The organism is Burkholderia sp. 22PA0099 (assembly GCF_047497165.1).
GTDB lineage: Bacteria > Pseudomonadota > Gammaproteobacteria > Burkholderiales > Burkholderiaceae > Burkholderia.
In genome coordinates, this window is record NZ_CP163165.1 from 1,222,763 (window position 1) to 1,249,739 (window position 26,977).

At 68.2% G+C, this 26,977-nt stretch carries 26 protein-coding genes; 11 read left to right on the forward strand and 15 right to left on the reverse strand.

The features are described from left to right. Positions 1-30: 30 nt before the first annotated feature. From AB4851_RS20920 to AB4851_RS20940, 5 genes are read right to left on the reverse strand one after another with little or no spacing between them, the layout of a single operon-like run. A complete protein-coding gene (locus AB4851_RS20920; RefSeq protein ID WP_414451309.1) occupies positions 31-909 on the reverse strand; it encodes a PhzF family phenazine biosynthesis protein in 879 nt (292 codons plus the stop codon). Further along, positions 906-1,364, reverse strand: coding sequence for a RidA family protein (locus AB4851_RS20925; RefSeq protein ID WP_414442739.1), 459 nt, complete (start codon positions 1,362-1,364; stop codon positions 906-908). Before AB4851_RS20925 ends, AB4851_RS20920 begins: the two co-directional genes overlap by 4 nt. Positions 1,365-1,401: 37 nt before the next feature. After that, complete coding sequence (locus AB4851_RS20930) at positions 1,402-2,589, reverse strand: PLP-dependent aminotransferase family protein (protein WP_414451310.1); 1,188 nt, start codon at positions 2,587-2,589, stop codon at positions 1,402-1,404. Positions 2,590-2,635: 46 nt separating this feature from the next. Further along, on the reverse strand, positions 2,636-3,547 hold the full coding sequence (locus tag AB4851_RS20935; protein WP_414451311.1) for a DMT family transporter: 912 nt from the start codon (positions 3,545-3,547) through the stop codon (positions 2,636-2,638). Positions 3,548-3,596: 49 nt separating this feature from the next. Continuing rightward, positions 3,597-4,280: a VOC family protein gene (locus AB4851_RS20940; RefSeq protein WP_414442736.1), complete on the reverse strand. Its 684-nt coding sequence runs from the start codon at positions 4,278-4,280 to the stop codon at positions 3,597-3,599. Between the two features lie 364 nt (positions 4,281-4,644). Here AB4851_RS20940 and AB4851_RS20945 point away from each other — a divergent pair, with 364 nt between their 5' ends. The 7 genes from AB4851_RS20945 to mctP all read left to right on the forward strand — a co-directional run bounded on the left by AB4851_RS20945 (position 4,645) and on the right by mctP (position 12,453). Continuing rightward, positions 4,645-6,138, forward strand: a complete 1,494-nt coding sequence (locus AB4851_RS20945) for a PLP-dependent aminotransferase family protein (RefSeq protein ID WP_414451312.1) — start codon at positions 4,645-4,647, stop codon at positions 6,136-6,138. Positions 6,139-6,302: 164 nt separating this feature from the next. After that, positions 6,303-8,201 carry a molecular chaperone HtpG gene (gene htpG, locus AB4851_RS20950; protein ID WP_414451313.1) on the forward strand — a complete coding sequence of 633 codons (1,899 nt, stop codon included), beginning with the start codon at positions 6,303-6,305 and terminating at the stop codon, positions 8,199-8,201. Then, positions 8,201-8,800, forward strand: coding sequence for a chorismate--pyruvate lyase family protein (locus tag AB4851_RS20955; protein ID WP_414451905.1), 600 nt, complete (start codon positions 8,201-8,203; stop codon positions 8,798-8,800). The genes htpG and AB4851_RS20955 overlap by 1 nt, the downstream gene beginning before the upstream one ends. A gap of 8 nt (positions 8,801-8,808) precedes the next feature. Beyond that, the gene (locus AB4851_RS20960) at positions 8,809-9,321 is read left to right on the forward strand and encodes a DNA-deoxyinosine glycosylase (RefSeq protein WP_414442733.1); all 513 of its coding nucleotides are present in this window, start codon (positions 8,809-8,811) and stop codon (positions 9,319-9,321) included. Between the two features lie 137 nt (positions 9,322-9,458). Further along, positions 9,459-10,376: a spermidine synthase gene (locus AB4851_RS20965; RefSeq protein ID WP_414451314.1), complete on the forward strand. Its 918-nt coding sequence runs from the start codon at positions 9,459-9,461 to the stop codon at positions 10,374-10,376. 287 nt (positions 10,377-10,663) lie between these two features. Then, positions 10,664-10,906, forward strand: coding sequence for a DUF3311 domain-containing protein (locus AB4851_RS20970; RefSeq protein WP_414451315.1), 243 nt, complete (start codon positions 10,664-10,666; stop codon positions 10,904-10,906). Then, positions 10,903-12,453, forward strand: a complete 1,551-nt coding sequence (gene mctP / locus AB4851_RS20975) for a monocarboxylate uptake permease MctP (RefSeq protein WP_414451316.1) — start codon at positions 10,903-10,905, stop codon at positions 12,451-12,453. The genes AB4851_RS20970 and mctP overlap by 4 nt, the downstream gene beginning before the upstream one ends. A gap of 112 nt (positions 12,454-12,565) precedes the next feature. Here mctP and AB4851_RS20980 read toward each other — a convergent pair whose 3' ends face one another. The 5 genes from AB4851_RS20980 to AB4851_RS21000 form a co-directional block, all read right to left on the reverse strand. Beyond that, positions 12,566-13,000 carry a VOC family protein gene (locus AB4851_RS20980; RefSeq protein ID WP_414451317.1) on the reverse strand — a complete coding sequence of 145 codons (435 nt, stop codon included), beginning with the start codon at positions 12,998-13,000 and terminating at the stop codon, positions 12,566-12,568. A 189-nt stretch (positions 13,001-13,189) separates the two neighbouring features. Beyond that, entirely contained in the window at positions 13,190-14,143 is a 954-nt protein-coding gene (gene tal / locus AB4851_RS20985; RefSeq protein ID WP_414451318.1) for a transaldolase, read from the reverse strand. Positions 14,144-14,521: 378 nt separating this feature from the next. Continuing rightward, the gene (locus AB4851_RS20990) at positions 14,522-15,733 is read right to left on the reverse strand and encodes a benzoate/H(+) symporter BenE family transporter (protein WP_414442727.1); all 1,212 of its coding nucleotides are present in this window, start codon (positions 15,731-15,733) and stop codon (positions 14,522-14,524) included. 168 nt (positions 15,734-15,901) lie between these two features. Beyond that, positions 15,902-17,077 carry a vWA domain-containing protein gene (locus tag AB4851_RS20995; protein WP_414451319.1) on the reverse strand — a complete coding sequence of 392 codons (1,176 nt, stop codon included), beginning with the start codon at positions 17,075-17,077 and terminating at the stop codon, positions 15,902-15,904. An 85-nt stretch (positions 17,078-17,162) separates the two neighbouring features. Next, a complete protein-coding gene (locus tag AB4851_RS21000) occupies positions 17,163-18,005 on the reverse strand; it encodes an AAA family ATPase (protein ID WP_414442725.1) in 843 nt (280 codons plus the stop codon). Positions 18,006-18,274: 269 nt separating this feature from the next. On the opposite strand from AB4851_RS21000, the gene AB4851_RS21005 reads away from it, so the two are divergent. Next, positions 18,275-18,637 (forward strand): c-type cytochrome, encoded by a 363-nt coding sequence (locus AB4851_RS21005; RefSeq protein ID WP_414451320.1) that lies wholly within the window; start codon positions 18,275-18,277, stop codon positions 18,635-18,637. 38 nt (positions 18,638-18,675) lie between these two features. Continuing rightward, entirely contained in the window at positions 18,676-19,044 is a 369-nt protein-coding gene (locus AB4851_RS21010) for a c-type cytochrome (RefSeq protein ID WP_414442723.1), read from the forward strand. Between the two features lie 123 nt (positions 19,045-19,167). Here the strand turns inward: AB4851_RS21010 and AB4851_RS21015 are convergent, their stop codons facing one another. Beyond that, the gene (locus AB4851_RS21015; protein WP_414442722.1) at positions 19,168-19,602 is read right to left on the reverse strand and encodes a DUF1841 family protein; all 435 of its coding nucleotides are present in this window, start codon (positions 19,600-19,602) and stop codon (positions 19,168-19,170) included. Positions 19,603-19,791: 189 nt separating this feature from the next. On the opposite strand from AB4851_RS21015, the gene AB4851_RS21020 reads away from it, so the two are divergent. Continuing rightward, a complete protein-coding gene (locus AB4851_RS21020; RefSeq protein WP_414451321.1) occupies positions 19,792-20,727 on the forward strand; it encodes a DMT family transporter in 936 nt (311 codons plus the stop codon). Between the two features lie 111 nt (positions 20,728-20,838). On the opposite strand, the gene nth is transcribed toward AB4851_RS21020, so the two are convergent. Both nth and rsxB read right to left on the reverse strand, forming a co-directional pair. Beyond that, on the reverse strand, positions 20,839-21,483 hold the full coding sequence (gene nth / locus AB4851_RS21025; protein ID WP_414442720.1) for an endonuclease III: 645 nt from the start codon (positions 21,481-21,483) through the stop codon (positions 20,839-20,841). Continuing rightward, a complete protein-coding gene (rsxB, locus tag AB4851_RS21030; protein WP_414451322.1) occupies positions 21,480-22,337 on the reverse strand; it encodes an electron transport complex subunit RsxB in 858 nt (285 codons plus the stop codon). The genes nth and rsxB overlap by 4 nt, the downstream gene beginning before the upstream one ends. A 252-nt stretch (positions 22,338-22,589) precedes the next feature. Between rsxB and AB4851_RS21035 the strand changes: the two genes are divergently transcribed. Continuing rightward, positions 22,590-23,222, forward strand: coding sequence for a TetR/AcrR family transcriptional regulator (locus tag AB4851_RS21035; protein ID WP_414445634.1), 633 nt, complete (start codon positions 22,590-22,592; stop codon positions 23,220-23,222). Positions 23,223-23,333: 111 nt separating this feature from the next. Here the strand turns inward: AB4851_RS21035 and AB4851_RS21040 are convergent, their stop codons facing one another. Then, on the reverse strand, positions 23,334-24,875 hold the full coding sequence (locus AB4851_RS21040) for a polyhydroxyalkanoate depolymerase (protein WP_414451323.1): 1,542 nt from the start codon (positions 24,873-24,875) through the stop codon (positions 23,334-23,336). 233 nt (positions 24,876-25,108) lie between these two features. Beyond that, positions 25,109-26,938: a glycoside hydrolase family 15 protein gene (locus AB4851_RS21045; protein ID WP_414442717.1), complete on the reverse strand. Its 1,830-nt coding sequence runs from the start codon at positions 26,936-26,938 to the stop codon at positions 25,109-25,111. Positions 26,939-26,977: the final 39 nt, after the last annotated feature.

Below are 26,977 nucleotides of genomic sequence, written 5' to 3' on the forward strand. Positions count from 1 at the left end.
CGCGGCCGTGCGACGCACGGCTGGCGGAATTCAGGGCAGCAGGAAGCTGCCGTCGACGACGGTGACGGTGTCGCCGCCGATCCAGATGCTGCCGTCTTCATAGTCGACCGACACGCGGCCGTCGCGGCCGATCGCGGTGCCCTGGCGCACCGTGTAGGCATTGCCGGGGCGCAGGCCCTGGCTGTCGAGCAGGCCGGCGATCGCCGCGTTGGCGCTGCCGGTGACCGGGTCCTCGCCCACGCCGAATTGCTCGCCCGTCATCAGGCAGCGCACTTCGAAGGTGGCCGGGCCGCCGGCCGGGTGCGGCGCGTAGGCCGCCACGCCGTGCGTGCCGACCGAGGCCACGATGCCGGCGAGCGCCTGGGCGTCCGGCGCGAGCGCCAGGCAGTCGGCCGCCGAGGCGAGCCGCACCACCAGCCACGGCGCGCCGTTGTCGACGCCGCACGGGGCCGCGTCGAACACGATGGCCTCGCTGCGCAGCGCCGCCGCCAGCGCCGGATAGGCCGAGGCCGGCAGCGGCGTCACGCGTGCCGGCGGCGCGGCGAACGCGCGGCGGCCGTCGGCCTGCTCGCGCAGCACGACCAGCCCGGCGCCGCATTGCTGGACGAGCCGCCCCGGCGTGCGCGGCACCAGCCCGGCCTCGCGCACCGCATGCGCCGTGCCGAGCGTCGGATGGCCGGCGAACGGCAGCTCGCCGCCCGTCGTGAAGATGCGCACGCGGTAATCGGCGGCCGGATCGGTCGGCGTGCAGACGAAGGTGGTTTCCGACAGATTGGTCCAGTGCGCGATCGCCCGCATGTCGGCGTCGGACAACCCATCGGCGTCGAAGATCACCGCCAGCGGATTGCCGCGAAACGGGGTGGCCGTGAAGACGTCGACCTGCTTGAAGCGAACGCGCCGGGCCGTCATTCGACTTCGGCGATCAGTTCGATCTCGACGCAGGCGCCGAGCGGGATCTGCGCCACGCCGAATGCCGAGCGCGCGTGCTTGCCGGCGTCGCCGAACAGGTCGGCGATCAGTTCCGACGCGCCGTTCGTCACCAGGTGCTGCTCGGTGAATTCGAGCGTCGAGTTGACGAGGCTCATCAGCTTGACGATGCGCTTGACCTTGTTGAGGTCGCCGGTGTGCGCGTGCAGCGTGGCCAGCAGGTCGATCGCCACGTTGCGCGCGGCCAGCTTGCCGTCGTCGGTCGACAGATCGGCGCCGAGCTTGCCGACCCACACCTTGCCGTCCTTCTTGGCGATGTGGCCCGACAGGTAGACGGTGTTGCCGCTTTGCGCGCTCATCACGTAAGCGGCGGCCGGTGCGCCCGCGTTCGGGAGTTCGATGCCGAGAGCCTTCAGTTTGTCGTAGACGTTTGCCATCTGTTGTATGTCCTCGTGTGAATGGATGTCAGGCGGTTCAGGATGCGATGCGCTCGCGCAGCAGCTTGCCGAGCCGCGCCACGCCTTCCTCGATCTGCTCGGGGGGCACCGTCACGAACGACAGGCGCAGCGTGTTCGACTGCGCGTCGTCGGCGAAGAACGGCGCGCCCGGCACGAACGCGACGTGCTGCGCGATCGCGGCGTCGAGCAGGGCCATGCTGTCGATACCCGCCGGCAGTTGCACCCAGATGAACATCCCGCCTTCCGGGCGGTTCCAGGTCACGCCTGCCGGCATGTGGCGCGCGAGCGAGCCGAGCATCGCGTCGCATTGTGCGGCATACAGCGCGCGGATGCTCGGAATATGCGTGTCGAGAAAGCCGTCGCGGATCACCTCGTAGGCGATGCGCTGGGTCAGCGACGGCGTGTGCAGGTCGGTGGCCTGCTTGGCCTGCACGAGCTTGAAGTGCAGCGCCTCGGGGGCGATCACGTAGCCGATCCGCACGCCGGGCGAGAGCACCTTCGAGAAGCTGCCCATATGCACGATGTGGTCGGGCGCCATCGACAGCAGGGTCGGCAATGGCTCGCCCTGGTAGTTCAGCGCGCCGTACGGGTCGTCCTCCAGCACCGGGAACGGGCTGGTTTGCGCGAACCTGGCGAGCGCCTGGCGGCGTTCGAGCGGCATGCGGCGGCCGGTCGGGTTCTGGAAGTTCGGCTGCGCGTAGAGCGCGCGTGCGTCGCGTGTGACCTCGGGCGTGAGCGCCTCGGGCACCAGGCCGAAATCGTCGCTCGCCAGCTGCACGTAGTTCGGCTCGTACATCGAGAACGATTGCAGCGCACCCAGATAGGTGGGCGTTTCCACCAGCACGCGGCTGCCCGGATCGATCAGCGTCTTGCCGAGCAGGTCGAGCGCCTGCTGCGAGCCGGTGGTGATCAGCACCTGGGTGGTGCGCACGCGGTAGCGCTCGGCCACCCACTCGCGCAGCGGCAGGAAGCCTTCGGTGGCGCTGTACTGGAGGGCCGCGGCCGGCGCGTCGCGCAGCACGCGGTCGGCGGCCTCGCGTACGCGCTCGACCGGGAACGTGGCCGGCGACGGCAGCCCGCCCGCGAACGAAATGACCTCGGGGCGCTCCGTGACTTTCAGGATCTCGCGAATGGCGGAGCTGGTCAGCTTGCGGGCGCGTTGGGAGAGGGGCCAGTTCGGTTGGGGCAGGTCGCTCGGGTTCATGGTGTCCTCGATGGTGCGGGGCAAAGGGGAAAGTATCGCTCGCCGATCAGTTCGCGCGGGCGGGTTGGGGCAGGGTGCGCACGGCCGAACGGCGGCCGAGCACCACGGTGGCGATCACGGCCGCCGCGAACAGCCAGGTGGACGGCGCGACGGATTCGCCGAACAGCAGCGCGGAGAACGCGATCGTGAAGAAAATCTGCAGCAATTGCACTTGGCCGACGCGCGCGATGCCGCCCATCGCGAGGCCCGCGTACCAGGCGAAGAAGCCGAGGAATTGCGAGAACACGGTCACGTAGCCGAACGCGAGCCAGGTGGTCAGCCGGGCCGGCTGGGGGTGCGTCAGATGGTGCTCCCAGGCGAGCCAGCCCACCGGCAGCACGAGGAACGGCGCGGACACCACCAGCGCCCAGCAGATCACCTGCCAGCCGCCGATCTGCCGGGCGAGCCGCGCGCCTTCGGCATAGCCGAGCGCACCGATGCCGACCGCGACCAGCATCAGCAGGTCGCCCACTTGCGGCGTGCCGCCGCCGTCGCGCAGCGCATAGGCGATCACCAGCGCGCTGCCGGCCAGCGCGGCCAGCCAGAAGCCGCGCGACGGCCGTTCGCGCGACAGCCACGCCGCGTAGATCGCCACCAGCAGCGGCTGCAGGCCGTTGACCACCGCGCCGTGCGAGGCCGGCACCGTCTTCATCGACCAGGCCGAGAACACCGGATAGGCGACGATCACGCCGGCCGACACCACCGCCAGGCTTTTCAGTTGCGCGCGCGTGGGCAGCGCCTCGCGGCGCCACCAGAGCAGCAGCCCGGCCGGCACGGCGGCGGCCAGCGCGCGGCCCAGGCCGTTGAGCAGCGGGTGGAATTCGCTGACGACGACGCGCGTCATCGGCAGCGTCAGGCTGAAGATCATCACGCCGAGCAGGCCGAGCAGCATGCCGCGGGTTTCGCGGGAATCGGACATTGGGGTCTTGAGGTTCCGGTCGGGTTGAGGGGAACGGCGCGGTCGCGCGTCAGCGCAGCGTGCGCGCGCCTTTCGGCGTGTCGAAGCTCGCGATCAGCTCGGCCGACTGGCCGGCCGAGACGGCCAGCAGCTTGCCCGCACCGAGCCAGTCGAGGTGCGTGGTGATCGCGTCGGAGGCCGGATGGGTGGCGGCCAGCGCAGTCAGCGCGATGTCGTGGTGCGGCAGGGCATCGGACGGATGGCGCGGCGTATCCCACTGGATCAGCGACGGCGCGAGGCCGTGGGCCGGTTGGTCGGGTGCCTGCGGGAATGCACCGTCGTCCGGCACGGTCAGGCTCCACGACCAGTCGCCACGGCGCATCCGCACGACGGGCGGAATCCGCTCGGGATACTGGCGGCGCCAGACGTCGAGATGGCGCGGCGGCTCGACGCGGGCCACCCAGTGCACCAGCGCCGGCGCCTTGGCGATGCGCTTGTGCATGGCGGGTTCATCGAGCGCGAACAGGCGAGGGCGCGGCACGCCCGCCGGCTGCGGCGCATCGGGATCGATCGCGATGACTTCGAGGTAGGCGCCGCCCCACAGCCCGAACAGGCGGTTGTGGGTACGCATCAGCGGATGCGCGCCGCCGCCGGCCGGCTCCGTGCCGAGCGTGTCGGCGACGTAGGCCGTGCCTTCGTCGAGCGTGCGCGCGGCAATCACAAGGTGGTCGAGTTTCAGCGGTCGTGCGGTCATGTCGGTATTCGGTTCGGCAAAAACGGGTGAAGCGCAGGCATACGGGCTGCGTCCAGGCTGCCGGCCCCATGCAACCGGCCCGATACGCTGGTGCGGCGAGGTGCGGTACGGACGGATGGCGTCCGGCGGGAAGGGCGGTGGCCTGCCGTATTGGCTGATGGCCGGATGGCCGGGCAGGTGCAACGCAAGCCGTGGTGGCGGCGCGGAGCGGATGGCTCCGGCGGATGCCTTGCGCCAGGTGGGCAGGCCGCGCGATGAAAGCGGATGCCCGCCTGATGGCGACCTGAAAACTGTAATCGCACGGACCGGAACAGTAACGGTACAATCGGCGCGATACTTTTCTGTACAGTTCCAAGGGATCGCGATGTCCACCGTTCCGCTCGACCAGATTCCCGCGCCGCACGATACCGCCACGCTCACGCTGGTCGATCAGCTCGTGCAGTGGGCGCGCCGTCGCATCGACGAGCGGGTGTTCCGCCCCGGCATGCGGATGCCGTCGATCCGCAAGCTCGCCATCGACAAGAACGTGTCGCGCTTCACCGTGGTGGAGGCTTACGAGCGGCTGGTCGCGCAGGGTTACCTCGATTCGCGGCGCGGCTCGGGCTTCTACGTGCGCGAGCGCACGCCGGCCGCGCTGCCCGGCGAATCGGGCCGGCCCGGCAAGGACACGCCGCCCGCGCCGGTCGACAACACGCTCGACGTGGTCTGGCTGCTGCGCAACATGCTGCACACGGTCAGCCCGGAAAAGGGGCCGGGGCTCGGCTATCTGCCGGCGCGCTGGCTCGACGGCGAACTGATCACCGGCGCGCTGCGCGCGCTGGGCCGCCAGAGCGGCGCGCAGATGCTCGGCCTGGGCAGCGCGCAGGGCTTCCTGCCGCTGCGCCAGCAGTTGCAGACGCGGCTGGCCGAGGTCGAGATCGGCGCGTCGCCCGAGCAGATCGTGCTGGTGTCCGGCGTCACGCAGGCGATCGACCTGATTTCGCGGCTCTACGTGCGCCCGGGCGATGCCGTGATCGTCGGCGACCCGGCCTGGTTCCAGATGTTCGGCCGCTTCGCCTCGCAGGGCGCGCGGCTGGTGGGCATGCCCTACACGCCCGACGGCCCCGATCTCGACGCACTCGAAACGCTCGTGCAGCAATGGCGGCCGAAAATGCTCGTGATCAATTCGGTGCTGCAGAACCCCACCGGCACCTCGCTGTCGGCCGCGCAGGCGTTTCGTATCCTGCGGCTCGCCGAGGCCTACGATTTCCTGGTGGTCGAGGATGATATCTATGGCGACCTGTGCCCGGCGCGCTACCCGGCCACGCGGCTCGCCAGCCTCGATCAACTGAAGCGCGTGATCTACCTGGGCAGCTTCTCCAAAACGCTGGCGGCGAACCTGCGCGTGGGCTACGTGGCCTGCGCGCCCGAGATCGCCAATGCGCTGACCGACCAGAAGATGCTGGCCGGCATGGCCACGCCGGAACTCAACGAGCGGGTGCTCTACAAGGTGCTGACCGAGGGGCATTACCGGCGCCACGTGGAGCGGCTGCGCGGTCGGCTCGACGGCGTGCGCGACAAGACCGCGCGGATGCTGGAGCGGGTGGGCATGCGCCTGTTCACGATGCCGGCGGCGGGCATGTTCCTGTGGGTCGACACCGGCGCCGACGCCAGCGCGCTGGCCGCCGCCGCGCACGAGGAGGGTTTCCTGCTGACGCCGGGCGGGCTGTTCTCGCCGCAGCAGTCGCCGTCCACCTGGACGCGCTTCAACGTCGCGAACTGCGGCGATCCGGCGCTGGCCGGGTTCCTCGCGCGCTACCTCGATTCGGTGCCGCGCCGTACGGCCGAGGCCGAACGCGGCGAGCTGGACGCCGCCTGAACCGCGTATCGTCCCGGCCCCCGCCGGTTCTGATGGGGCCAGATCGATAACATCTCTGGCCGTGGGGTCTTGAAAAGCCCCCCGGCCGACCCCATTTCGGTGCCCGAAGACGATCCGCATGCGGATCCGCACCCATTCAACCGATCAGTCACAGGAAAATCGCCATGGCACATGAAACGATGAGCTTCCAGGCGGAGGTCAAGCAACTCCTCCATCTGATGATCCATTCGCTGTACAGCAACAAGGAAATCTTCCTGCGCGAACTGGTGTCGAACGCGTCCGACGCGTCCGACAAGCTCCGTTTCGAGGCGCTCGAAAATGGCGCCTTGTACGAAAACGATCCGAACCTGCGTATCCGCATCGGCTACGACCGCGCCGCGCGCACGCTGACGATCGACGACAACGGCATCGGCATGAGCCGCGACGAGGCGATCGCCAACCTCGGCACGATCGCCCGCTCGGGCACCAAGGAATTCTTCTCGAAGCTGTCGGGCGACCAGCAGCGCGACGCCGCGCTGATCGGCCAGTTCGGCGTGGGCTTCTATTCGGGCTTCATCGTCGCCGACCGCATCACGGTCGAAACACGCCGCGCCGGCGCGCCGGCCTCGGAAGGCGTGCGCTGGGAAAGCGCGGGCGAGGGCGATTTCACGGTCGACGCGATCGAGCGCACGCAGCGCGGCACCACCATCACGCTGCATCTGCGCGAGGGCGAGGACGACCTGCTGTCGTCGCACAAGCTCAAGTCGATCATCCAGAAGTACTCCGACCACGTCGGCCTGCCGATCCTGATGCAGAAGGAAGAATGGGATCAGGAAAAGGGCGAGATGGTCGCGAAGGACGAGGACGAAACCATCAACCAGGCGAGCGCGCTGTGGACGCGTTCGAAATCCGAGATCACCGACGAGCAGTACACGCAGTTCTACCAGCACGTCGCGCACGATCACAAGGACCCGCTCGCCTGGACGCACAACCGCGTCGAAGGCCGCAGCGAATACACGCAGCTGCTGTACGTGCCCGCGCACGCGCCGTTCGACATGTGGAACCGCGATTACCGCGGCGGCCTGAAGCTGTACGTGAAGCGCGTGTTCATCATGGACGACGCCGAACAACTGCTGCCGCAATACCTGCGCTTCGTGAAGGGCATCGTCGATTCGGCCGATCTGCCGCTGAACGTGTCGCGTGAAATCCTGCAGGAAAGCCGCGACGTGCGCACCATTCGCGACGGCGTGACCAAGCGCGTGCTGTCGATGCTCGAAGAGCTCGCGAACGCCGAGGACGATGCAGGCAAGGACAAGTTCAAGACGTTCTGGAACGAGTTCGGCCAGGTGCTCAAGGAAGGCGTGGGCGAGGACAACGCGAACCGCGAGCGCATCGCCAAGCTGCTGCGCTTCGCCTCGACGCACGGCGATACGGCCGAGCAGACGGTGTCGCTGGCCGACTACGTCTCGCGCATGAAGCCCGAGCAAAGCAAGATCTACTACGTCACGGCCGACGCCTGGCAAGCCGCGAAGCACAGCCCGCATCTGGAAGTGTTCCGCAAGAAGGATGTCGAGGTGCTGCTGCTGACCGACCGCGTCGACGAGTGGATGCTGTCTTACCTGAACGAATTCGACGGCAAGCCGCTCGCCAGCGTGGCGCGTGGCGACCTCGATCTCGGTTCGATCGACGACGCCGAGAAGAAGGCCCAGGAAGAAACCGGCGAGGCGATGAAGCCGATCGTCGAGAAGATCCAGGCCACGCTCGGCGAGAAGGTCAAGGAAGTGCGCGTGACGTTCCGCCTGACCGATTCGCCGTCGTGCCTGGTGGCCGACGATCACGACATGAGCGGCTACCTGCAGCGCATGTTGAAGGCGGCGGGCCAGCAGGCGCCGTCGATGCAGCCGATCCTCGAAGTGAACCCCGAGCATCCGCTGATCAAGCAGTTGAACGCCGACGGCGCCGATTTTGCCGACTGGTGCCACCTGCTGTTCGATCAGGCGATGCTGGCCGAAGGCGGCTCGCTGGAAGATCCGGCGGCCTTCGTCAAGCGCACCAACGCCCTGCTGCTGTCGCGCGGCGCGTGATGCACGGCCCGCGCGTGCAATTCGACGCGGCGGGCGCGGGCTGGAGCGCGCCACCGCGCCCCGGCCTGCACGCGGCGCAGAAGGACTGGCTCACGCGCGGCGGCTCGCTGACCGCGCATCTGGCCACGCTCGGCAAGGTTACCGTGCGCGTGACGCGCGAAGTCGTGGCCGCACCGTGGGCGGGCGAGCCGGCCGCGCTCGGCCTGAGTTCGCGCAGCGCCTGCTGGGTGCGCGAGGTGGTGCTGAGTGTGGACGGCGAGCCGTGCGTGGCCGCGCACAGCCTGACGCCGCTCGGCGCGAGCCGCGGCGTGTGGCAGGCGATCCGCCGGCTGCGCACGCGGCCGCTCGCGGAACTGCTCTACAGCGATCCGCAGGTCGGGCGCTCGGCGCTGGTCAGCCGGCGCGTGATTACCGGGCATCCGGTGCATGCGCTGGCCGAGCGGGCGCTGCCGGCCGGCGAGCCGCCGGTGCATGCGTTCGTCGCGCGCCGCTCGGTGTTCGAGCGGCATCGTGCGCCGCTGATGGTGACCGAATGCATGCTGCCGGGCCTCTGGCGGCGCGTGATCGGTGCCCCGGCCGCGCTTGCCGGCGCGTTCTGATTCCGTACATGGATCCGGCCGGCGCCATCGATTCCGCCTTCAAGCGCTGCTTCCCGCCCGTGGTCGACGGCGGGACGCGCGTGCTGCTGCTCGGCAGCCTGCCGGGCGCGGCCTCGCTGGCGCACGGCCAGTATTACGCGCATCCGCAAAACAAATTCTGGGATCTGCTCGGCGAAGTGCTCGGCGTGCCGCTGCGGCCGCTGGCCTACGAGGCGCGCCTGCACACGCTGTTGCAGCACGGCTTCGGCCTTTGGGACGTGATCGCCGAAGCGCAACGCGACGGCAGCCTCGACAGCGCAATTCGCAATCACCTCGGCAACGATCTGCAACGGCTGGTGGCCAGCCTGCCCGCGCTCGAGACGATCGGCTTCAACGGCGGCAAGGCCGCGACGCTCGGCGAAAAGACGCTCGGTGAACTGGCCTCGCGCTACCGGATCGTGCGGCTGCCGTCGAGCAGCCCGGCGCATGCGTCGATGTCGTTCGCGCAGAAGCTTGCGATGTGGCGCGGGCTGACCGGCTGAAGCCGCGCAAACGAGCGCCATGGCGGCCGCGAAATCAGCCCTGAAGCCCGCCATGAAACGGCCAGCCGCCTCGCGCCGGTGCTATCCTCTCGTCCTCCCGTTCCTACCGAATCGCGCCGCCCGCGCGAGCCATTCAGATGACCCGACTGATCAAGCGCGCGTCCGCCGAGGCGCGCGCGTTTCGCCGCGACAATTCGCGAGCCGACGAAGCCGTTGCCAAGCATGCCGGCGTGCGTTCCAAATCGCGCGCCAACCACGACGATCTCAGCGACGCACCCGTGATCGAGGCGCCGCGCAAGCCGCGTTTCGCGCCCGTGACGTTCTCCGAGGAGCGCGGCGTGCGTTACCTGCATTTCGGCACCGAGTGGGTGCAGGGCGCGATGCGCCTGAGCAAGCCGCTCGCGCTCGAACTCGAATACGCGCAGCAGATGATGGCCTGGCTGCTGTTCCTCGACACGCCCGAGCGCATCGTCCAACTGGGCCTCGGCACCGGCGCGCTGACCAAGTTCGCGCATGCCTACCTGCCGCGCGCACGCGTCGAGGCGGTCGAGCTGAACCCGGCCGTGATCGTGGCCGCGCATACCATGTTCGCGATGCCGCACGACGACGAGCGCCTGACCGTGCATGAAGCGGACGCCTGGGATTTCGTCAACGATCCGGCCAATCGCGGCACCGTCGGCGCGCTGCAGATCGACCTGTACGACGCCACCGCGCGCGGCCCCGTGCTCGACAGCGTGGCGTTCTATCGCGCCGCGCGTGCTTGCCTCGACGAGGCCGGCGTCGCCGTCATCAACCTGTTCGGCGATCATCCGAGCTTCGTGCGCAACATGAAGCACCTGAACGCGGCGTTCGAGCAGCGCGTGATCGCGCTGCCGGAAGTGCACGACGGCAACCGGATCGCGTTCGCGTTTTCCGGCCCGGCGCTGGCGGTAACGTACGCACAACTGAACGAACGCGCGGCGCTGATCGAGGACACGCTGAAGCTGCCGGCCCGCAAGTGGGTCAAGGGGTTCCAGGAATCGGCCGGCGGCGACGCGGCCACGTTCACGATCTGACAGCCGGCGCGCGGCCCGCGCCGCGCTCGCTGCATTTTTCGCTTGGGCTCGCGCCACCGGTTTTCCCGGCCGGCGCGGGCCGTTTCGTTTCTCCCGCCGCAACCCTCCGCCCCGCTGTTTCCCTCGCCGTTGCCGGATGGCCTCCCGCTTCGGGTTCGCCCGCGTATCTGCCGGTTTTTCCGGCTCTTATACTCTGCGAGCCGGGAACCGCCGCCGATCGGCCTGCGTGCGCCCGTGCCGCCCGACTCGTTCAAGACTCCAAACAATCGAGCATGAGAGGAGACGTCATGGCTCACGAAGCCAAGGCCAACCAGGCCGCCAAGCGCTGGCTCTGGTTGCTGGTGTTGCCGGTGGTGGCGATGGTCTGGGTGCCGTCGTACGCCAAGGTCGAACCGCAATGGTTCGGATTCCCATTCTTTTATTGGTATCAGCTCGCCTGGGTGCTGGCCAGCGCGGCGATCACCGCGTTCGTCTACGGCAAGACCAAGCACTGCTGGCGCGCGGGCGGCACGAAGGAGGGCGGGCAATGAACGTGACCGCAACCCTGGTCTTCGTGCTGTTCTTCGTCGGCGTGACGATCCTCGGCTTCGTGGCCGCGCACTGGCGGCGCGGCGATCTGGCCCAGCTCGACGAGTGGGGCCTCGGCGGGCGGCGCTTCGGCACGATCGTCACGTGGTTCCTGCTCGGCGGCGATCTCTATACCGCCTACACGTTCGTGGCGGTGCCCGCGCTGGTGTTCGGCGCCGGCGCGATGGGCTTCTTCGCGCTGCCGTACACGATCCTGATCTACCCGTTCGCGTTCGTGGTGTTCCCGAAGCTATGGAGCATCGCCAAGCGCCAGGGCTACGTGACCGCGGCCGATTTCGTCGGTGCGCGCTACGGCAGCCGGATGCTGGCGTTGGCCGTGGCGGTGACAGGCATCGTCGCCACCATGCCGTACATCGCGCTGCAACTGGTGGGCATCGAGGTGGTGATCGGCGGGCTCGGCATCGACACGCACGGTCTGCTCGGCGACCTGCCGCTGATCATCGCGTTCGCGATCCTGGCGGCCTATACGTACACCTCGGGGCTGCGCGCGCCGGCCATGATCGCGATCGTCAAGGACATTCTGATCTACGTGACGATCGCCGCCGCCATCATCGTGATCCCGTCGCAACTGGGCGGCTTCGGCCATATCTTCGGCTCGGTGCCGCCGGCCAAGCTGATGCTGAAGGCGCCGGACGTATCGAGCCTGAACGGCTACAGCGCCTACGCGACGCTCGCGGTGGGCTCGGCGCTCGCGCTGTTCCTCTATCCGCACTCGGTCACGGCGATCCTGTCGTCGGCCTCGGGCAACACGATCCGCCGCAACATGGCGATGCTGCCGGCCTACTCGTTCGTGCTCGGGCTGCTGGCGCTGCTCGGCTACATGGCGCTGGCCTCGGGCGTGAAGGACATGCCCGAGTTCGCGCCGTACTTCAAGGCCTACGGCGCGAACTTCGCGGTGCCGGCGCTGTTCCTGCACTTCTTCCCGTCGTGGTTCGTCGGCGTGGCGTTCGCGGCGATCGGGATCGGCGCGCTGGTGCCGGCCGCGATCATGTCGATCGCGGCGGCCAACCTCTACACGCGCAACATCCACCGCGAGTTCTTCAACCGCAACATGACGCCGCATCAGGAGACCAACGTCGCGAAGCTGGTGTCGCTGATCGTCAAGGTGGGCGCGGTGGCCTTCATCCTCGGCCTGCCGCTGACCTACGCGATTCAACTGCAACTGCTCGGCGGCATCTGGATCATCCAGACGCTGCCGGCGATCGTGCTGGGCCTCTACACGCGCGTGCTCGACCATCGCGGCCTGCTGGCCGGCTGGGCCGCCGGCATCGTGTGCGGCACCTGGATGGCGATCTCGCTGAAGCTGGCCGGCTCGATCTTCACGATCCACCTGTTCGGCCTGGCGATTCCCGGTTATGCGGCGGTGTGGTCGCTGGTGGTCAATCTGGTGGTGTCGGTGGTGGTCAGCCTGGCCGTGCGCGCGAGCGGCATGGCGCGCGCCGAGGATCGCACGCGGCCCGAGGATTATCTCGACGTGGCGGAGGGGTGAATGCGCGGGCGCCGGAGTTTTGTTCGGATGACGAATGGATTGACGACAGAGGCCGGCCCCGCTGCATGCGGCGGGGCCGGCCTTGCTATTCGATGGCTTGCGTGAGGCGGGTTCAGGGCCGCGCGGCCGGGTCCTCGACGTTGACCATCCAGTGCACGCCGAAGCGGTCGCGCAGCATGCCGAAGCCGAGCGCCCAGAACGTCGGCCCGAACGGCATCACGATCGTGCCGCCCTCGGCCAGCGCCGCGAAGATCCGCTTTCCCTCGTCCACACCGGGCGGGTTCAGCGACAGCGAATAGCCGTCATGCACTTGCTGCGGCGCGCCGGGGCGCACGTCGCCGTCCGAGCACATCAGTTGCGATTCGCCGATGCGCAAGTTCGCGTGCATGACCTTGTCGGCCGAGGCCGGATCGATCGGCTGGCCGGGGTTCGGCGGCGCATCCTTGAAGCGCATCAACATCTGGACTTCCGCGCCGATGGCGCTGCGGTAGAAGGCAATCGCCTCGTCGCAGCGGCCTCCGAAGAACAGGTACGGTTGCACTTGCATCGTCGTCTCCTTGGCAGCTTCGTTCGTCCTGCTGAACAAACGGGTGGGGAACGGCGCCGCCGGCAACGGCGAGCGCGCTCCGTGACGGGAATTGTAGTGCTTGCGCGCGGCCGTTGAAGAAACAACGGAAACGAGAACGGCCGCGCGAGGCGGCCGTTGCGTGAGCTGGCGGGCGATGCCGCCCGTCGATCAGCGCAGCGCTTCGATCAGGCCGTCGAGCTTGACCGCGTCGGCCGAGAACGCGCGGATGCCTTCGGCGAGCTTTTCGGTGGCCATCGCGTCGTCGTTCAGCTGGAAGCGGAACGACGCCTCGTCGATCGCCACGCGCTCGGCCGGGGCGTCCTGGCCGCTGTCGCCGGACAGCTTGCGCTCGACCTTGTCGTTGCTCTCGTGCAGCTTCTGCAGCAGATCCGGGCTGATCGTCAGCAGGTCGCAGCCCGCCAGCTCGGTGATCTGGCTGGTGGTGCGGAAGCTCGCGCCCATCACTTCGGTCTTGTAGCCGAACTTCTTGTAGTACGCGTAGATGCGGCGCACCGACTGCACGCCCGGATCGTTCGCGCCGCCGTTCTTCTCTTCGCTCCAATCGGCGCCGGCCTGCTTCTTGTACCAGTCGTAGATCCGGCCGACGAACGGCGAGATCAGCTGTGCGCCCGCTTCGGCGCAGGCGGCGGCCTGGGCCAGCGAGAACAGCAGCGTCATGTTGCACTTGATGCCTTCCTTCTGCAGCACCTCGGCGGCGCGGATGCCTTCCCAGGTCGAGGCGAGCTTGATCAGCACGCGTTCGCGGCCGATGCCGGCGGCTTCGTAGAGGCGGATCAGTTCGCGGCCCTTGTCGATCGAGCGTTGCGTGTCGAACGACAGGCGCGCGTCGACTTCGGTCGAGACGCGGCCGGGAATGATCTTGAGGATTTCGGTGCCGAATGCGATCAGCAGGCGGTCGATGACGACGTCGGTCGATTCGCCCGCGTGGTCGCGCACGGTTTTTTCGAGCAGGGGCTTGTAGGCGTCCTTCTGGACCGCCTTCAGGATCAGCGAGGGGTTGGTGGTCGCGTCCTGCGGCTGATACTGCGCGAGCTGCTGGAAATCGCCGGTATCGGCGACAACGGTCGTGTATTGCTTCAGCTGGTCGAGTGCGGTAGTCATGGCGAATCGTTGAAGAGGCGCAGCGCGCCGGGTTCGACGGAGGGCCGCGCGGCGAACGCGCGGCGGCGAAGCGGGCCGGCGGCTCGCCCCTGGAACGGAGGGCGGGCCGGCGACCGAAGTGCTCTATTCTAGGCCCGATTCGGGGCGGCGTCCGTGTCGAGCCGAACGCAAGCGAGGGAGCATCGGGCGTGCCCGGGGGCGCGAGGCGGGTGGTACGGGCGGCTTGGCCGTTGTTGCGCCGGTGCGGAATGGCGGCTGAATTTCAGCGCAGGCGCGGTGGAAGCAGCGCGGTGGCTTCTTGGAGAACTTCAGCGGGCTGCCGGGCGCCGATGCACGAATCCGCCAACGTATCGTCCAACCTCGCCGAACCCGCCGCCCTCACCCCCGCCGCGCGTTGAGAATCACCTGCGTGATCACGCCGGCCACCAGCCCCCAGAACGCCGGGCCGATCGACAGCAGCGTCAGGCCCGACGCCGTCGTCATGAACGTGACGAGCGCCGCCTCGCGCTGCCGAACGTCCTGCATCGCGTTGGACAGCCCGCTCATGATCGAGCCGAACAGCGCCAGCGCGGCCACCGACACCACCAGCGCCTTCGGCAGCGCGTCGAACAGCGCGGCGATGGTCGCGCCGAACACGCCCGCCACCAAATAGAACACGCCGCACCAGACGGCCGCCGGATAGCGCCGCGCGCGGTTCTCGTGGGCTTCGGGGCCGGTGCAGATCGCGGCCGTGATGGCGGCCAGGTTGACGCCGTGCGAGCCGAACGGCGCAAGCGCCAGCGAGGCGAGGCCGGTGGTCGCGATCAGCGGCGAGGACGGCGTGGTGTAGCCGTCGGCGCGCAGCACGGCGATGCCGGGTACGTTCTGCGAAGCCATCGCCACCACGAACAGCGGAATGCCGATGCTGACGATCGCCGACACCGAGAACGCCGGCACGGTCAGCACCGGGTGCGCGAACGCGATCCGGAACCGGCTGAAGTCGAGCAGGCCGAGCGCGCCGGCCACGGCGGTGCCGGCCACCAGCGTGGCGACGATCGCGTAGCGCGGCGCGAGCCGCTTGACGACCAGATAGGTCAGGAACATCGCGATCACGAGGCCGGCCTGGAACTGCGCCGCGCGGAAGATCTCGATGCCGATCTCGAACAGGATGCCGGCCAGCAGCGCGGCGGCGATGCCCGACGGAATGCGCCGCATCAGCGAATCGAACACGCCGCTCACGCCGATCGCCGTCAGCAGCAGCGCGCACACCACGAACGCGCCGATCGCGTACGGGTACGGCACGCCGGGCAGCGAGGCCACCAGCAGCGCCGCGCCGGGAGTGGACCACGCCACCACCACGGGCGCGCGATAGCGCAGCGACAGGCCGACGGTGGTCACGCCCATGCCGATCGACAGCGCCCAGATCCACGAGGAAATCTGCGCGTCGCTCAGGTGGGCGGCACGCCCGGCCTGGAACATCAGTACCAGCGAGCTGGTGTAGCCCGTCATCATCGCGACGAAACCGGCGACCAGCGCCGACAGCGAGGTATCCGCGAAGAAGCGCGGGGCGGGAGCGGCCGGCGGCGTGCCGGGCGCGTGGGACGGGTTCATGTGTCAAGCACTCCGAAGCGGGGAGGGGGCGGCGAACCGGGCGCCGCACGGCGATCCGGGCGGATCGGCGGCGGCGTGCAAAACCGGTGAAGCCGGGATATTACGGAAACCGAGGGCGCCTGGGGGGACGAGATGCACCGGCGGCCCGCACGACGGCGGGTGGCGCGCTTACTTGCTCAACTGCCGCATCGCCGATTCGAGCCCGGCCAGCGTCAGCGGATACATGCGCGCGCCGAGCAGGTCGCGGATGATCGACACCGATTGCCGGTACTCCCATAGTCGCTCCGGCTCGGGGTTGAGCCAGGCGTGATGCGGGAACTGGTCGGCCAGCCGGCGCAGCCAGACGCTGCCGGCCTCCGGGTTGTTGTATTCGACCGAACCGCCCGGCTGCACCACCTCGTAGGGGCTCATGGTGGCGTCGCCGACGAAGATCAGCTTGTAGTCGGGCGTGAACTTGTGGAGCAGGTCCCAGGTGGGCGTGCGCTCGGCGTGGCGGCGGCGGTTGTGCTTCCACAGGTAGTCGTAGACGCAGTTGTGGAAGTAGTAGAACTCCAGATGCTTGAACTCGGCCTTGGCCGCCGAGAACAGCTCTTCGGTGCGCTGGATGTGGTCGTCCATCGAGCCGCCCACGTCGAGCAGCATCAGCACCTTCACGTTGTTGTGCCGCTCGGGCATCATGCGCAGGTCGAGCCAGCCGGCGTTGGCGGCCGTGCTGCGGATCGTGCCGGGCAGGTCGAGCTGGTCGGCCGCGCCCTCGCGCGCGAAGCGCCGCAGCCGGCGCAGCGCCACCTTGATGTTGCGCGTGCCGAGTTCGACCGAATCGTCGTAATCGCGGTAGCCGCGCGCTTCCCACACCTTCAGCGCGGTGCGGTTGCCGTTCGACGGGCCGCCGATGCGTACGCCTTCCGGGTTGTAGCCGCCATGCCCGAACGGCGAGGTGCCGCCCGTGCCGATCCATTTGTTGCCGCCTTCGTGGCGCTCCTTCTGCTCGTCGAACAGCTCGCGCAGGCGCTCCATCAGCTTGTCGAGGCCGCCGAGCGCCTCGATCTGCGCGCGTTCCTCGGGCGTCAGCTCGCGTTGCAGCTTCTTTTCGAGCCAGTCGGGCGGGATCTCGAACGCGTCGGCGGGCAGCGTGGCCACGCCGTGGAAATACGCGCCGAACGCCTGATCGAAACGGTCGAAATATTGCTCGTCCTTCACCAGCGTCATGCGCGACAGGTAGTAGAACGCATCGATCGACGGCGGAATCACGTCCTGACGCAGCGCATCGAGCAGCATCAGGTATTCCTTGACGGAAACCGGCAGCTTGGCCGCGCGCAGCGAATAGAAGAAATCGATCAGCATCGCGAAACGCCTGCGCGGCGAGCGCAGGTCACGGGGGCGAAGGCGGGGCGGGGCACGATCGGGTTCCTCGGCGGCGGCGTGGCGTTCAGCGGTTGTGGCGGTTCATCTGCACGAGCCGCTCGAACAGGCTCATGTCCTGCTCGTTCTTGAGCAGCGCGCCGGCCAGCGGCGGCACCACCAGCTTGTGGTCGGTGGAGCGCAGCGCTTCGGGGGGAATATCCTCGGCCAGCAGCAGCTTCAGCCAGTCGAGCAGTTCGGACGTCGAAGGTTTTTTCTTGAGCCCGGCGACGCCGCGCAATTCGAAGAAACTCTCGAGCGCGGTGCGCACCAGCGCCTGCTTGATGCCGGGGTAGTGGACCTCGATGATGCGCTGCATCGTCACCGGATCGGGGAACTGGATGTAATGGAAGAAGCAGCGGCGCAGGAACGCGTCGGGCAGCTCCTTCTCGTTGTTCGACGTGATGATGACGAGCGGCCGGTGCCGGGCGCGCACCATCTGGCGCGTTTCGTACACATGGAATTCCATGCGGTCGAGTTCGCGCAGCAGGTCGTTCGGGAATTCGATGTCGGCCTTGTCGACTTCGTCGATCAGCAGCACGCAGGGCTCGTCGGCGTCGAAGGCCTGCCAGAGCACGCCGCGCACGATGTAGTTGGCGATGTCCTTGACGCGCTCGTCGCCAAGCTGCGAATCGCGCAGCCGCGAGACGGCGTCGTATTCGTACAGGCCCTGCTGCGCCTTGGTGGTGGACTTGACGTGCCACTGCAGCAACGGCATGCCGAGCGCGGCGGCCACTTCCTCGGCCAGCATGGTCTTGCCGGTGCCGGGCTCGCCCTTGACGAGCAGCGGGCGTTGCAGCGTCAGCGCCGCGTTGACGGCGAGCTTGAGGTCGTCGGTGGCGACATATTGCGAGGAACCTTCGAAGCGCATGGCGGCCTGTTTCCTGCAAAAAATCCCAGTATAAGTCAAAGGCGCTGTTGCGTCGGGGCGGCCCTTGGTATCGTGGCGGGCGTTGTCCGGTGGGGGTTTGCGGGCCGGAGCGGGTGGGTGCGGGGCAGGGCTGGCGCGGATGGACTGCGTCGTCGGCAGCGCGGTACAATCGGCCCGCTTTTCGGCCTGCGTGTCTCATCTATAAGCAAAATGACGCAGTCCGTTGCCTTACCGGGCGACAGGTTTTCCCCTCAAGCTAGGTACAAGCTATGAACAATTTCGTCGGCAAACAGGTCGTGGCCGCGGTAATCGTAGCGCTCGCGGTGTCCGCCGCTCCGGCGGCCCGTGCGGCAGGCAGCCCGAAAGACGGGGCCGGCAAGGCTGCGATGTGCATCGGCTGTCATGGCATCGAAGATTACCGCACGGCGTATCCGGAGGTGTACCGGGTGCCGCTGCTGGGCGGGCAGAATCAGCAATACCTGGAAAACGCGCTGAAGGCGTACCGGAAGAAGGACCGCCATTTCGCGTCGATGAACGCGATTGCCGCGTCGCTGACCGACCAGGACATCGCGGATCTCGCCGCGTACTACGCTGCCCAGAAGCCCGATTCGAAGATCAATCCCTACAAATAAGCCCGCGCTGGCGTTCGCTCAGCCGCACAGGAGCCTCCATGACCAAGCCTCAACCGGCATTCCGCATCGCGGCGGCGCTTGCGCTGGCCGCCTGCCTCGCGACGGGCGTCGCGCACGCGGCCGATGCGGCCAAGGGCAAGCAGCTCGTCGAGTCGCACAACTGCGCCGCCTGCCACGGCACCAAGCTCGACAATCCGATCAACGCCGAATATCCGCGCATCGCGGGGCAGCGCGCCGACTACCTCGTCTGGGCGATGCGCCAGTACCAGATGGGCCTGACGAACCCGCTGCTCGGCCGCAACAACGCGATCATGCAGGCGCAGGTGCAGAGCCTGTCGGTGGGCGACATGAACGACATCGCGGCCTATCTGGAATCGCTGCCGGGCAGCCTGGTGTTCAAGAAGTGAGCGCCTGCCGAGGCTGATGCCGGTATGAAATGCCCCGCTTCAGCGGGGCATTTTTTTAGGGGCGCGAGACGTTGGCGGCGAGGCCGCGACGCGTGTTCAGTCGCGCGAGGCCGCGACGCGTGTTCAGTCGCGCGAGGCGCGGCGCAGGATGCGCTGCAGGTAGGCGTCGGTATCGGGCGGCGTACCGGTGCGCTGCGCTTCCCAGATCGTCTCGCCGAGGCATTCCATGATCGCGTGCTGCGCGTCGTGCGCCGACGGCAGGCGCCCGGCCAGCTTCTCGTGCGCGGCGCGGATGCCGGGCGGCTGGTCGATCGACAACTGTTCGCTGATCGCCAGATGCATCGACAGATGCAGGAACGGATTGGTGCGGCCGGCCTCGGGCGGATATTCGCGGACGCCGGCTTCGGTGTCGTCGTCGAGCTCCGCGTGGTATTCGGGATGCTCGACGATCCAGTCGGCGGCGATCGCCTCAAGCGGCGTGAGGATTTCGCCCTGGCGCTGTTTGCGGCGGGCGTCGATGAAGAAGCGACGCACTTCGTCGCGGCTCGGATTGAACATGATTCGGGGGCTCTGGCAGGCGGTCGAGGTGCCGCGAAAGCGGCCATTCTACGCCGCCGTCGCGCGCGCTGCCGGGCCGGGCTGCGCGCTTTCCTGAGTATCGGGCGGGCGCGGCGCTCGCTAGAATCGCCGGTTGGCCGTTCAGCCCTTTCATCTTTCCACCGCAGGTTCGCCCCAGCAGGTTCGCTCATGAGCACCGTCGCCGCGCAGGCCTCGCCGTCCACCACCGTTCGCGGCGCCCTGATCGTCGCGCTGTCGGCCGCCGCGTTCGGCGCGATGGCGATCTTCGGCCGCTATGCGTATGCGGGCGGCGTCGACGTGCTGGGCCTGCTGATCTTCCGCTTCGGCGTCGGCGGTGCGCTGCTGGCCCTGATCGCCTGGCGTCGCGGCGTGGCGTGGCCCGGCGGGCGCGCCTGCGCGCGGATCGCGGCGATGGGCGCGATCGGCTACGTTGGCCAGTCGTTCTGCTATTTCACCGCATTGCAGCATGCGCAGGCCAGCCTGGTCGCGCTGCTGCTGTACCTGTATCCGGCGTTCGTCACGCTGCTGGCGGCGTGGTGGCTCGGCGAGCGGCTCACGCGCAGGAAGGCGATGGCGCTGGTGCTGTGCGTGGCCGGTTCGGCGCTGATGGTCGGCGGCGGCCACGGCGAGCCGCTCGGCATCGCGTTGTCGCTGGCCGCCGCCGTGATCTATTCGCTCTATATCGTGGCCGGCGCGCGCGCCACGCGCGGCGTCGATCCGCTTGCCACCACGGCCATCATCTGCCTGGCCGCCACCGCGATGTTCGTGCTGATCGCGCTGGTGCGGCTGGCCGCGTTCGGTGTCGCGCCGCACTGGCCGCACACCACGACGAGCTGGTTCGCACTGCTCGGTATTGCGCTGGTGTCGACGGTCGGCGCGATGCTGGCGTTCTTCGCCGGGCTCGCGTTGCTCGGCGCGGCGCGCACCTCGATGCTGTCGACGCTGGAGCCGGTGGTAACGGTCGCGCTCGCGGCGCTGCTGTTCGGCGAGGCGCTTTCGCCGCTGCAGTGGGCCGGCGGCGTGGCGGTGCTGACGGCCGTGCTGTGGCTTGTCAAGGCAGGCGGCAAGGCCGACGATGCCGCCACGGCGACCGCCAACGCGTGACGGATCGGACTGCGAAACAATCGACCGGATACTGAACGCTACCGGATGCCGATGCAAAAACGGCGGCCTAAGCCGCCGCGTACTTGCGTATCGCTTCGCATGGCGAACGATTTACTCGATCGGCGCCGGCGTCTTGGGCCGGAATTCGCAAAGCGGCTCGATCGCGCAATGCCAGCATTCGGGCCGGCGCGCCTTGCACACGTAGCGGCCGTGCAGGATCAGCCAGTGATGCGCGTCCTGCAGGAATTCGGCCGGCGTGAACTTCTCCAGCCCAGCCTCGACGGCGCGCACATCCTTGCCGGGCGCGAGGCCGGTGCGGTTGGCGACGCGGAAGATATGCGTATCGACGGCGATGGTCGGCTGCCCGAACGCGGTGTTCAGCACCACGTTGGCCGTCTTGCGGCCCACGCCGGGCAGGCCTTCGAGCGCTTCGCGATCGGCGGGCACCTCGCCGCCGTATTGATCGAGCAGAATTCGGCAGGTCGCCACGACGTTCTTCGCCTTGGTCTTGTACAGCCCGATCGTCTTGATGTAGTCGGTCACACCGGCCTCGCCGAGTGCGAGGATTTGCGCCGGCGTGTTCGCCACCGGGAACATCTTGCGCATCGCCTTGTTGACCGAAACGTCGGTGGCCTGCGCCGACAGCAGCACGGCGATCAGGAGTTCGAACGGTGTGGTGTATTCGAGCTCGGTGGTCGGATGCGGGTTCAGGCTTTGCAGCGTTTCGTAGATCGCGCGTCGTTTGTTGGCGTTCATTCGGTGCGGGGCGGCGTGGCCGGCGGTTCGCCGTTGGAGGTGGCGGCATCGGCTGCCTGGCGTTCGGCCTCGATGCGCTTGCGGCGCGCTTCGGCGGCGTCGATCTGCGCCTGCACGGCCGGGCTGACGTTGTCGGTGTTCTTCGGCACGCTGCCGCTCGCGGCCAGTTCTTCCTTCTTCTTGCGTGCGCGTTCCAGCGCGGCGGCGATGATCGCACGCTTCTTCGCTTCCGGATCGTCGGCGGCCTGCGGCATGGCGGCGCTGGCCTCGACGGCGGGGGCGGCCTCGGCGGTGCTCGCGGCGCTGGCCGCACGGCGTGCCGCCGCGCGGGCCTCGGCAGCCTCGCGCGTGCGCTGCTGGCGGGCCAGGCGCTGGTCGTGGCGCGCGCGTGCGCCGTCGGCCTGTTGCTGGGTCCAGGCATCCCAGCCGGTGCGCGCGCCGGTGACCGGGATCATGTCGATACAGTCGACCGGGCAGGGCGGCACGCACAGGTCGCAGCCGGTGCACAGCTCGGCGATCACGGTGTGCATCTGCTTGGGCGCGCCGACGATCGCATCGACCGGGCAGGCCTGCATGCACAGCGTGCAGCCGATGCAGAGCTGTTCGTCGATCACGGCGAGCGGCCGCGGGCGCTCCTCGCCATGCTCGACGGCGAGCGCAATCACGGGCTTGCCGAGCAACGCGGCGAGCCGCTCGATGCCTTCATGGCCGCCGGGCGGGCACTGGTTGTAGCCGGCCGCGCCGTTGGCGATCGCCTCGGCGTAGGGTCGGCAGCCTTCGTAGCCGCACTTCGTGCATTGCGTCTGGGGGAGCAGATCTTCGATGCGATCCGCGAGTTTCTGGATGTCGGTCACGGTGACGGCAGGGGCGGCGCGCGCCGGGGGAAGGGCGTTTCAGCGCGGCCTGCAGGGTTCGGCAAAGCGCAATTATCGCCGATTTCCCGCCTTGCGCTCGGCTGCGCCTATGCGCATAATCAAGGCGCATTTTTTGCTCGACCGCTGCAGGGCGCGACCGCCTATCCGGCCGGGTCGGCCCCCGGTGCCGGATGCGGATCGGACGCCCCGGCGATGCCGACTGAATCACGCGAATCACGCGGGCCAAAACACATGACTCAGCCGAAAATCAAAAGAGACCCGGAAGGAACCCGGCGCCGCATCCTGCTGGCCGCCGCAGAAGAATTCGCCAGTGGTGGCCTGTCCGGTGCGCGCGTCGACCAGATCGCCCGCCGTGCCGAAACCAACGAACGGATGCTGTACTACTACTTCGGCAGCAAGGAGCAGTTGTTCACGGCCGTCCTCGAACATTCGTTTTCCGCGCTGAACGAAGCCGAGCGCGTGCTCGAATTCGACGGCGTGCCGCCCGTCGAGGCCGTCACTCGGCTCGCGCATTTCATTTGGGATTACTACCGGGATCATCCGGAGCTGCTGCGCCTCGTCAACAACGAAAACCTGCACGAAGCGCGCTACATGATGAAGGCGGACAGCCTGCGCGCGATGATCTCTCCGCTGGTGCAGACGCTCGGCAGCGTGCTCGCGCGCGGCCAGGCGGCCGGGCTGTTCCGTTCGGACGTCGATCCGCTGCGCTTCTACGTGACGCTGTCTGGGCTCGGCTATTACATCGTGTCGAACCGCTACACGCTGGCGGCCATGCTCGGCCGAGACTTCAGCACACCTGAGGAACGCGCCGAAATGGTGCGCATGAACACCGATATTCTGCTGTCCTATCTGTTGCGTCGCTGAGCGCGCGCCTTTTCCTCTTCCGAATGCGCAACGCCCCGCCCGGCTGTGTCTCGCCGGGCGGGGCGTTGTCGTGCGTCGTGGAAGCGGGCGCGTACTGCGCGCCCGCGAGGCTCAGACCGTTTTGCGGGCGCGCGGCGAGCGGGCCGGCGAAGCCTTCGGTGCGACGGCCTTCTTGGCGGCAGGCTTGGTCGACGTGGCCGGTTGGGCCGGCGAACGGCGCGAGCCGGCGGCGCTGCGCTTGGGCGTGGTGCGTTGCGCGGCTTTGGCCGGCGCGGCGTGCGCGGTGCCGGCTGCGGCATCCTGAGCGGCGGCACTGACTGCCGGGCTGGCGGCGGCCTGGGATGCCGTCACGCTGATCGCATCATCGTTGCCCGGTGCTACCGGCGCCGCGCCGGCCGGCGTTTTCGACGCGGGCTGGTGCTCGCGGATGAACTCGCGCAGTTGCGGGTAGATGATGGTGCGCCAGCGTCGGCCCGAGAAGATCCCGTAGTGGCCGCACTTCTCGGCGGTCAGGCTGCGGCGGTGTTCGTCGGGAATGCCCGTGCACAGCTCCTGCGCGACGTGCGTCTGGCCGCTGCCGGAAATGTCGTCGAGCTCGCCTTCGATCGTCATCAGCGCCGTCTGGCTGATGTCGGCCGGCTTGACGCGCTCGCCGCGCACGTCCCAGGTGCCTTCGGCCAGGCCGAATTCCTGGAACACCAGGCGGATCGTGTCGAGGTAATACTCGGCGGCCATGTCGAGCACCGCGTTGTACTCGTCATAGAAGCGGCGATGCGCTTCCGCGTCTTCCTCGTCGCCGCGCATCAGGCTTTGGTAGAAATCCCAGTGCGATTGCGCGTGGCGCTCGGGGTTCATCGCGACGAAGCCGGTGTGCTGCAGGAAGCCCGGATAAACCTGGCGGCCTTCGCCCGGATAGTTCGCCGGCACCGTGTGGATCACGTTGTTCTCGAACCACGCGAGCGAATGGTTGGTGGCCAGCGAGTTGACCGAGGTGGGGCTCTTTCGCGCGTCGATCGGGCCGCCCATCATGGTCATGGTCAGCGGGGTGTCCTCGCCGCGGCTCGCCATCAGCGAGATCGCCGCGAGCACCGGCACGGTGGGCTGGCACACCGAGATCACGTGCAGGTTGCGCGCGCCGATATGGCGGATGAAATCCTGGATGTAATCGACGTAGTCGTCCAGATGGAACGGGCCGGTTTCCACCGGCACCATGCGCGCGTCGATCCAGTCGGTGATGTAGACCTTGTGATCCTGCAGCAGCGTGCGCACGGTGTCGCGCAGCAGCGTGGCGTGGTGGCCCGACAGCGGCGCGCACACCAGCACCACCGGCTCTTCCTTCAACTGGCCGACCGCCACCGAATCGTCGGCGAAGCGCTTGAAGCGGCGCAGCCGGCAGAACGGCTTTTCGATGACCGTCTGCTCGACGATCGGAATGTGATGGCCGTCCTTCTCGATCTGGTGCAGGTTGAATTCGGGTTTTTCGTAGTCCTTGCCGAGCCGGTACATCAGCTCGTAGGCCGCGGACCAGCGCGTGGCGCCTGGCATCAGCGACAGCGGGCTGGACGGATTGGCGAAGGATTTCGACGCGGCCTGTGCCCAGGCGGTCAGCGGACTCAACAACGCCCGCTGGAATTCGTGCATTTGGTAAAGCATGAGGGCTCCCGAGGGGAGAGCGTCGCGGGAGCGCTCTTCGCCGCGGCGCGCAGTCAAGTCCGGGGCCGGACCACGGTATTCGGTGGCCGGCCAGTCGCGAAGATCATAGCGGGTTCCGCCTCATGCCGCAATGCAGCATTTTCCCCATGCGGGGTTGATTTTGCGATGTTTTACGAATCCGCAAACTGACTCGTTATTGTCGCAAAACCGTGCTGCCGAACGGCTCGACGACCTCAGCGGCCGTCGGTTTCCACCGCCATCGGCTGGCCCGCCGCCTGCGCCATTTCTTCCTCGTGGTGCATCAGGTTCATGGCCGTATGCACCAGCGCGACGTGCGAGAACGCCTGCGGGAAATTGCCGACCAGGCGCCCCTCGATCGGATCGTATTCCTCGGCCAGCAGGCCCAGATCGTTGGCCAGCGACAGCAGCCGGCGGAACAGCCGGTGGGCGTCGTCGATCCGGCCGAGCAGCGCGTAGTTGTCGACCAGCCAGAAGCTGCAGGCGAGGAAGGTGCCTTCGCCGGGCGGCAGGCCGTCGTCGAAATCGGTAGTGCGATAACGCATCACCAGGCCGCCGTGCAGCAGCTCGCGCTCGATCGCCTCGACCGTGCCGACCACGCGCGGGTCCGACGGCGGCAGGAAGCCGACCAACGGCAGCATCAGCACGCTCGCGTCGAGTTCGTCGCTGCCATAGCTCTGCGAGAACGCCTGCTTGCTCTCGTTCCAGGCGTTCTGGCACACGTCCTCGTGGATCGCGTCGCGCAGCGCGCGCCAGTGGTCGAGCGGCGCGGGCAGGCGGAACTGCTCGGCCGACTTGATCGCGCGATCGAACGCCACCCACGCCATGATCTTCGAGAACGTGAAGTGCTTGCGGCCGCCGCGCGTTTCCCAAATGCCTTCGTCGGGCTCGCGCCAGATTTTCTCGAGATGGGTGAGCAGCGCGCACTGGACGGACCAGACGGTATCGTCGGCCTGCAAGCCGCCGACGCGCGCCAGGTGCAGCGCGGCCATCACCTCGCCGAACACGTCGAGCTGAAGCTGGTTGGCCGCGTTGTTGCCGATCCGCACCGGTTTGGAATCCTGATAGCCCGGCAGCCAGTCGAGTTCCATTTCGGGCAGGCGGCGTTCGCCGGCGATGCCGTACATGATCTGGATCTGCTCGGGCGAGCCGGCCATCACGCGGCCGAGCCAGGCGCGCCAGGCGCGTGCTTCGTCGTAGTAGCCGGCGCGCATCAGCGCGAGCAGCGTGATGGTGGCGTCGCGCAGCCAGCAGAAGCGGTAATCCCAGTTGCGCGTGCCGCCGATGTGCTCGGGCAGCGAGGTGGTGGGCGCGGCCACGATGCCGCCGGTCGGCTCGTAGGCCAGCGCCTTCAGCGTGATCAGCGAGCGCCGCACGGCGCCGGCGTAGCGGCCCTGGATCTGGCAGCGCGACGACCATTCGAGCCAGTGATTCTCGGTGCGCGCGAGCATCGACAGCGGTTCGCGCGCCGGCGGCAGGCGCAGGTGCGACGGCGCATAGGCCAGCGAGAACGGCACGCGCTCTTCGGCATGCACGGTGAATTCGGCGACGGTGCGCAGGTTTTCGCCCGACAGCGGCACCGGGGTGCGCAGCGCCACCGTGTCGGGGCCGGCGATCGCCTTCATGCCGGCTTCGCGCGACAGCCGCGTGACCCACGGGATCGAGAAACCGTAATCGAAGCGCAGCACCAGTTCCATCTGCATCGGCACGTGGCCGCGCTTGCCGATCACGATGCGCACGAGTTCGGACCAGCCGTTGCCGGGCGGCATGAAATCCACCACGGTGACGGAGCCCGTCTCGCATTCGTAATCGGTTTCGAGGATCAGGGTTTCGCCGCGATAACGGCGCGTGCTCGACAGGATCTTGGCGTCGGCGGACGGGCGGATCAGCCAGCGGCCGTGGTCGGGCGTGCCGACCAGCGCGGCGAAGCAGGCGCCCGAGTCGAAGCGGGGCCAGCAGAGCCAGTCGACCGAGCCGTCGCGCGAGATCAGGGCCGCGGTATGGCCGTCGCCGACGAGCGCGTAGTCTTCGATGAGGGCTGGCATGTATGCAGTTCTCCGTGATGCTGACGATTGGCTTTCCGA

Coding starts and splice junctions, on each gene's coding strand:
- AB4851_RS20920 (WP_414451309.1), bottom strand. CDS start 909: ATGACGGCCCGGCGCGTTCGCTTCAAGCAGGTCGACGTCTTCACGGCC.
- AB4851_RS20925 (WP_414442739.1), bottom strand. CDS start 1,364: ATGGCAAACGTCTACGACAAACTGAAGGCTCTCGGCATCGAACTCCCG.
- AB4851_RS20930 (WP_414451310.1), bottom strand. CDS start 2,589: ATGAACCCGAGCGACCTGCCCCAACCGAACTGGCCCCTCTCCCAACGC.
- AB4851_RS20935 (WP_414451311.1), bottom strand. CDS start 3,547: ATGTCCGATTCCCGCGAAACCCGCGGCATGCTGCTCGGCCTGCTCGGC.
- AB4851_RS20940 (WP_414442736.1), bottom strand. CDS start 4,280: ATGACCGCACGACCGCTGAAACTCGACCACCTTGTGATTGCCGCGCGC.
- AB4851_RS20945 (WP_414451312.1), top strand. CDS start 4,645: ATGTCCACCGTTCCGCTCGACCAGATTCCCGCGCCGCACGATACCGCC.
- htpG (WP_414451313.1), top strand. CDS start 6,303: ATGGCACATGAAACGATGAGCTTCCAGGCGGAGGTCAAGCAACTCCTC.
- AB4851_RS20955 (WP_414451905.1), top strand. CDS start 8,201: ATGCACGGCCCGCGCGTGCAATTCGACGCGGCGGGCGCGGGCTGGAGC.
- AB4851_RS20960 (WP_414442733.1), top strand. CDS start 8,809: ATGGATCCGGCCGGCGCCATCGATTCCGCCTTCAAGCGCTGCTTCCCG.
- AB4851_RS20965 (WP_414451314.1), top strand. CDS start 9,459: ATGACCCGACTGATCAAGCGCGCGTCCGCCGAGGCGCGCGCGTTTCGC.
- AB4851_RS20970 (WP_414451315.1), top strand. CDS start 10,664: ATGGCTCACGAAGCCAAGGCCAACCAGGCCGCCAAGCGCTGGCTCTGG.
- mctP (WP_414451316.1), top strand. CDS start 10,903: ATGAACGTGACCGCAACCCTGGTCTTCGTGCTGTTCTTCGTCGGCGTG.
- AB4851_RS20980 (WP_414451317.1), bottom strand. CDS start 13,000: ATGCAAGTGCAACCGTACCTGTTCTTCGGAGGCCGCTGCGACGAGGCG.
- tal (WP_414451318.1), bottom strand. CDS start 14,143: ATGACTACCGCACTCGACCAGCTGAAGCAATACACGACCGTTGTCGCC.
- AB4851_RS20990 (WP_414442727.1), bottom strand. CDS start 15,733: ATGAACCCGTCCCACGCGCCCGGCACGCCGCCGGCCGCTCCCGCCCCG.
- AB4851_RS20995 (WP_414451319.1), bottom strand. CDS start 17,077: ATGCTGATCGATTTCTTCTATTCGCTGCGCGCGGCCAAGCTGCCGGTT.
- AB4851_RS21000 (WP_414442725.1), bottom strand. CDS start 18,005: ATGCGCTTCGAAGGTTCCTCGCAATATGTCGCCACCGACGACCTCAAG.
- AB4851_RS21005 (WP_414451320.1), top strand. CDS start 18,275: ATGAACAATTTCGTCGGCAAACAGGTCGTGGCCGCGGTAATCGTAGCG.
- AB4851_RS21010 (WP_414442723.1), top strand. CDS start 18,676: ATGACCAAGCCTCAACCGGCATTCCGCATCGCGGCGGCGCTTGCGCTG.
- AB4851_RS21015 (WP_414442722.1), bottom strand. CDS start 19,602: ATGTTCAATCCGAGCCGCGACGAAGTGCGTCGCTTCTTCATCGACGCC.
- AB4851_RS21020 (WP_414451321.1), top strand. CDS start 19,792: ATGAGCACCGTCGCCGCGCAGGCCTCGCCGTCCACCACCGTTCGCGGC.
- nth (WP_414442720.1), bottom strand. CDS start 21,483: ATGAACGCCAACAAACGACGCGCGATCTACGAAACGCTGCAAAGCCTG.
- AB4851_RS21035 (WP_414445634.1), top strand. CDS start 22,590: ATGACTCAGCCGAAAATCAAAAGAGACCCGGAAGGAACCCGGCGCCGC.
- AB4851_RS21040 (WP_414451323.1), bottom strand. CDS start 24,875: ATGCTTTACCAAATGCACGAATTCCAGCGGGCGTTGTTGAGTCCGCTG.
- AB4851_RS21045 (WP_414442717.1), bottom strand. CDS start 26,938: ATGCCAGCCCTCATCGAAGACTACGCGCTCGTCGGCGACGGCCATACC.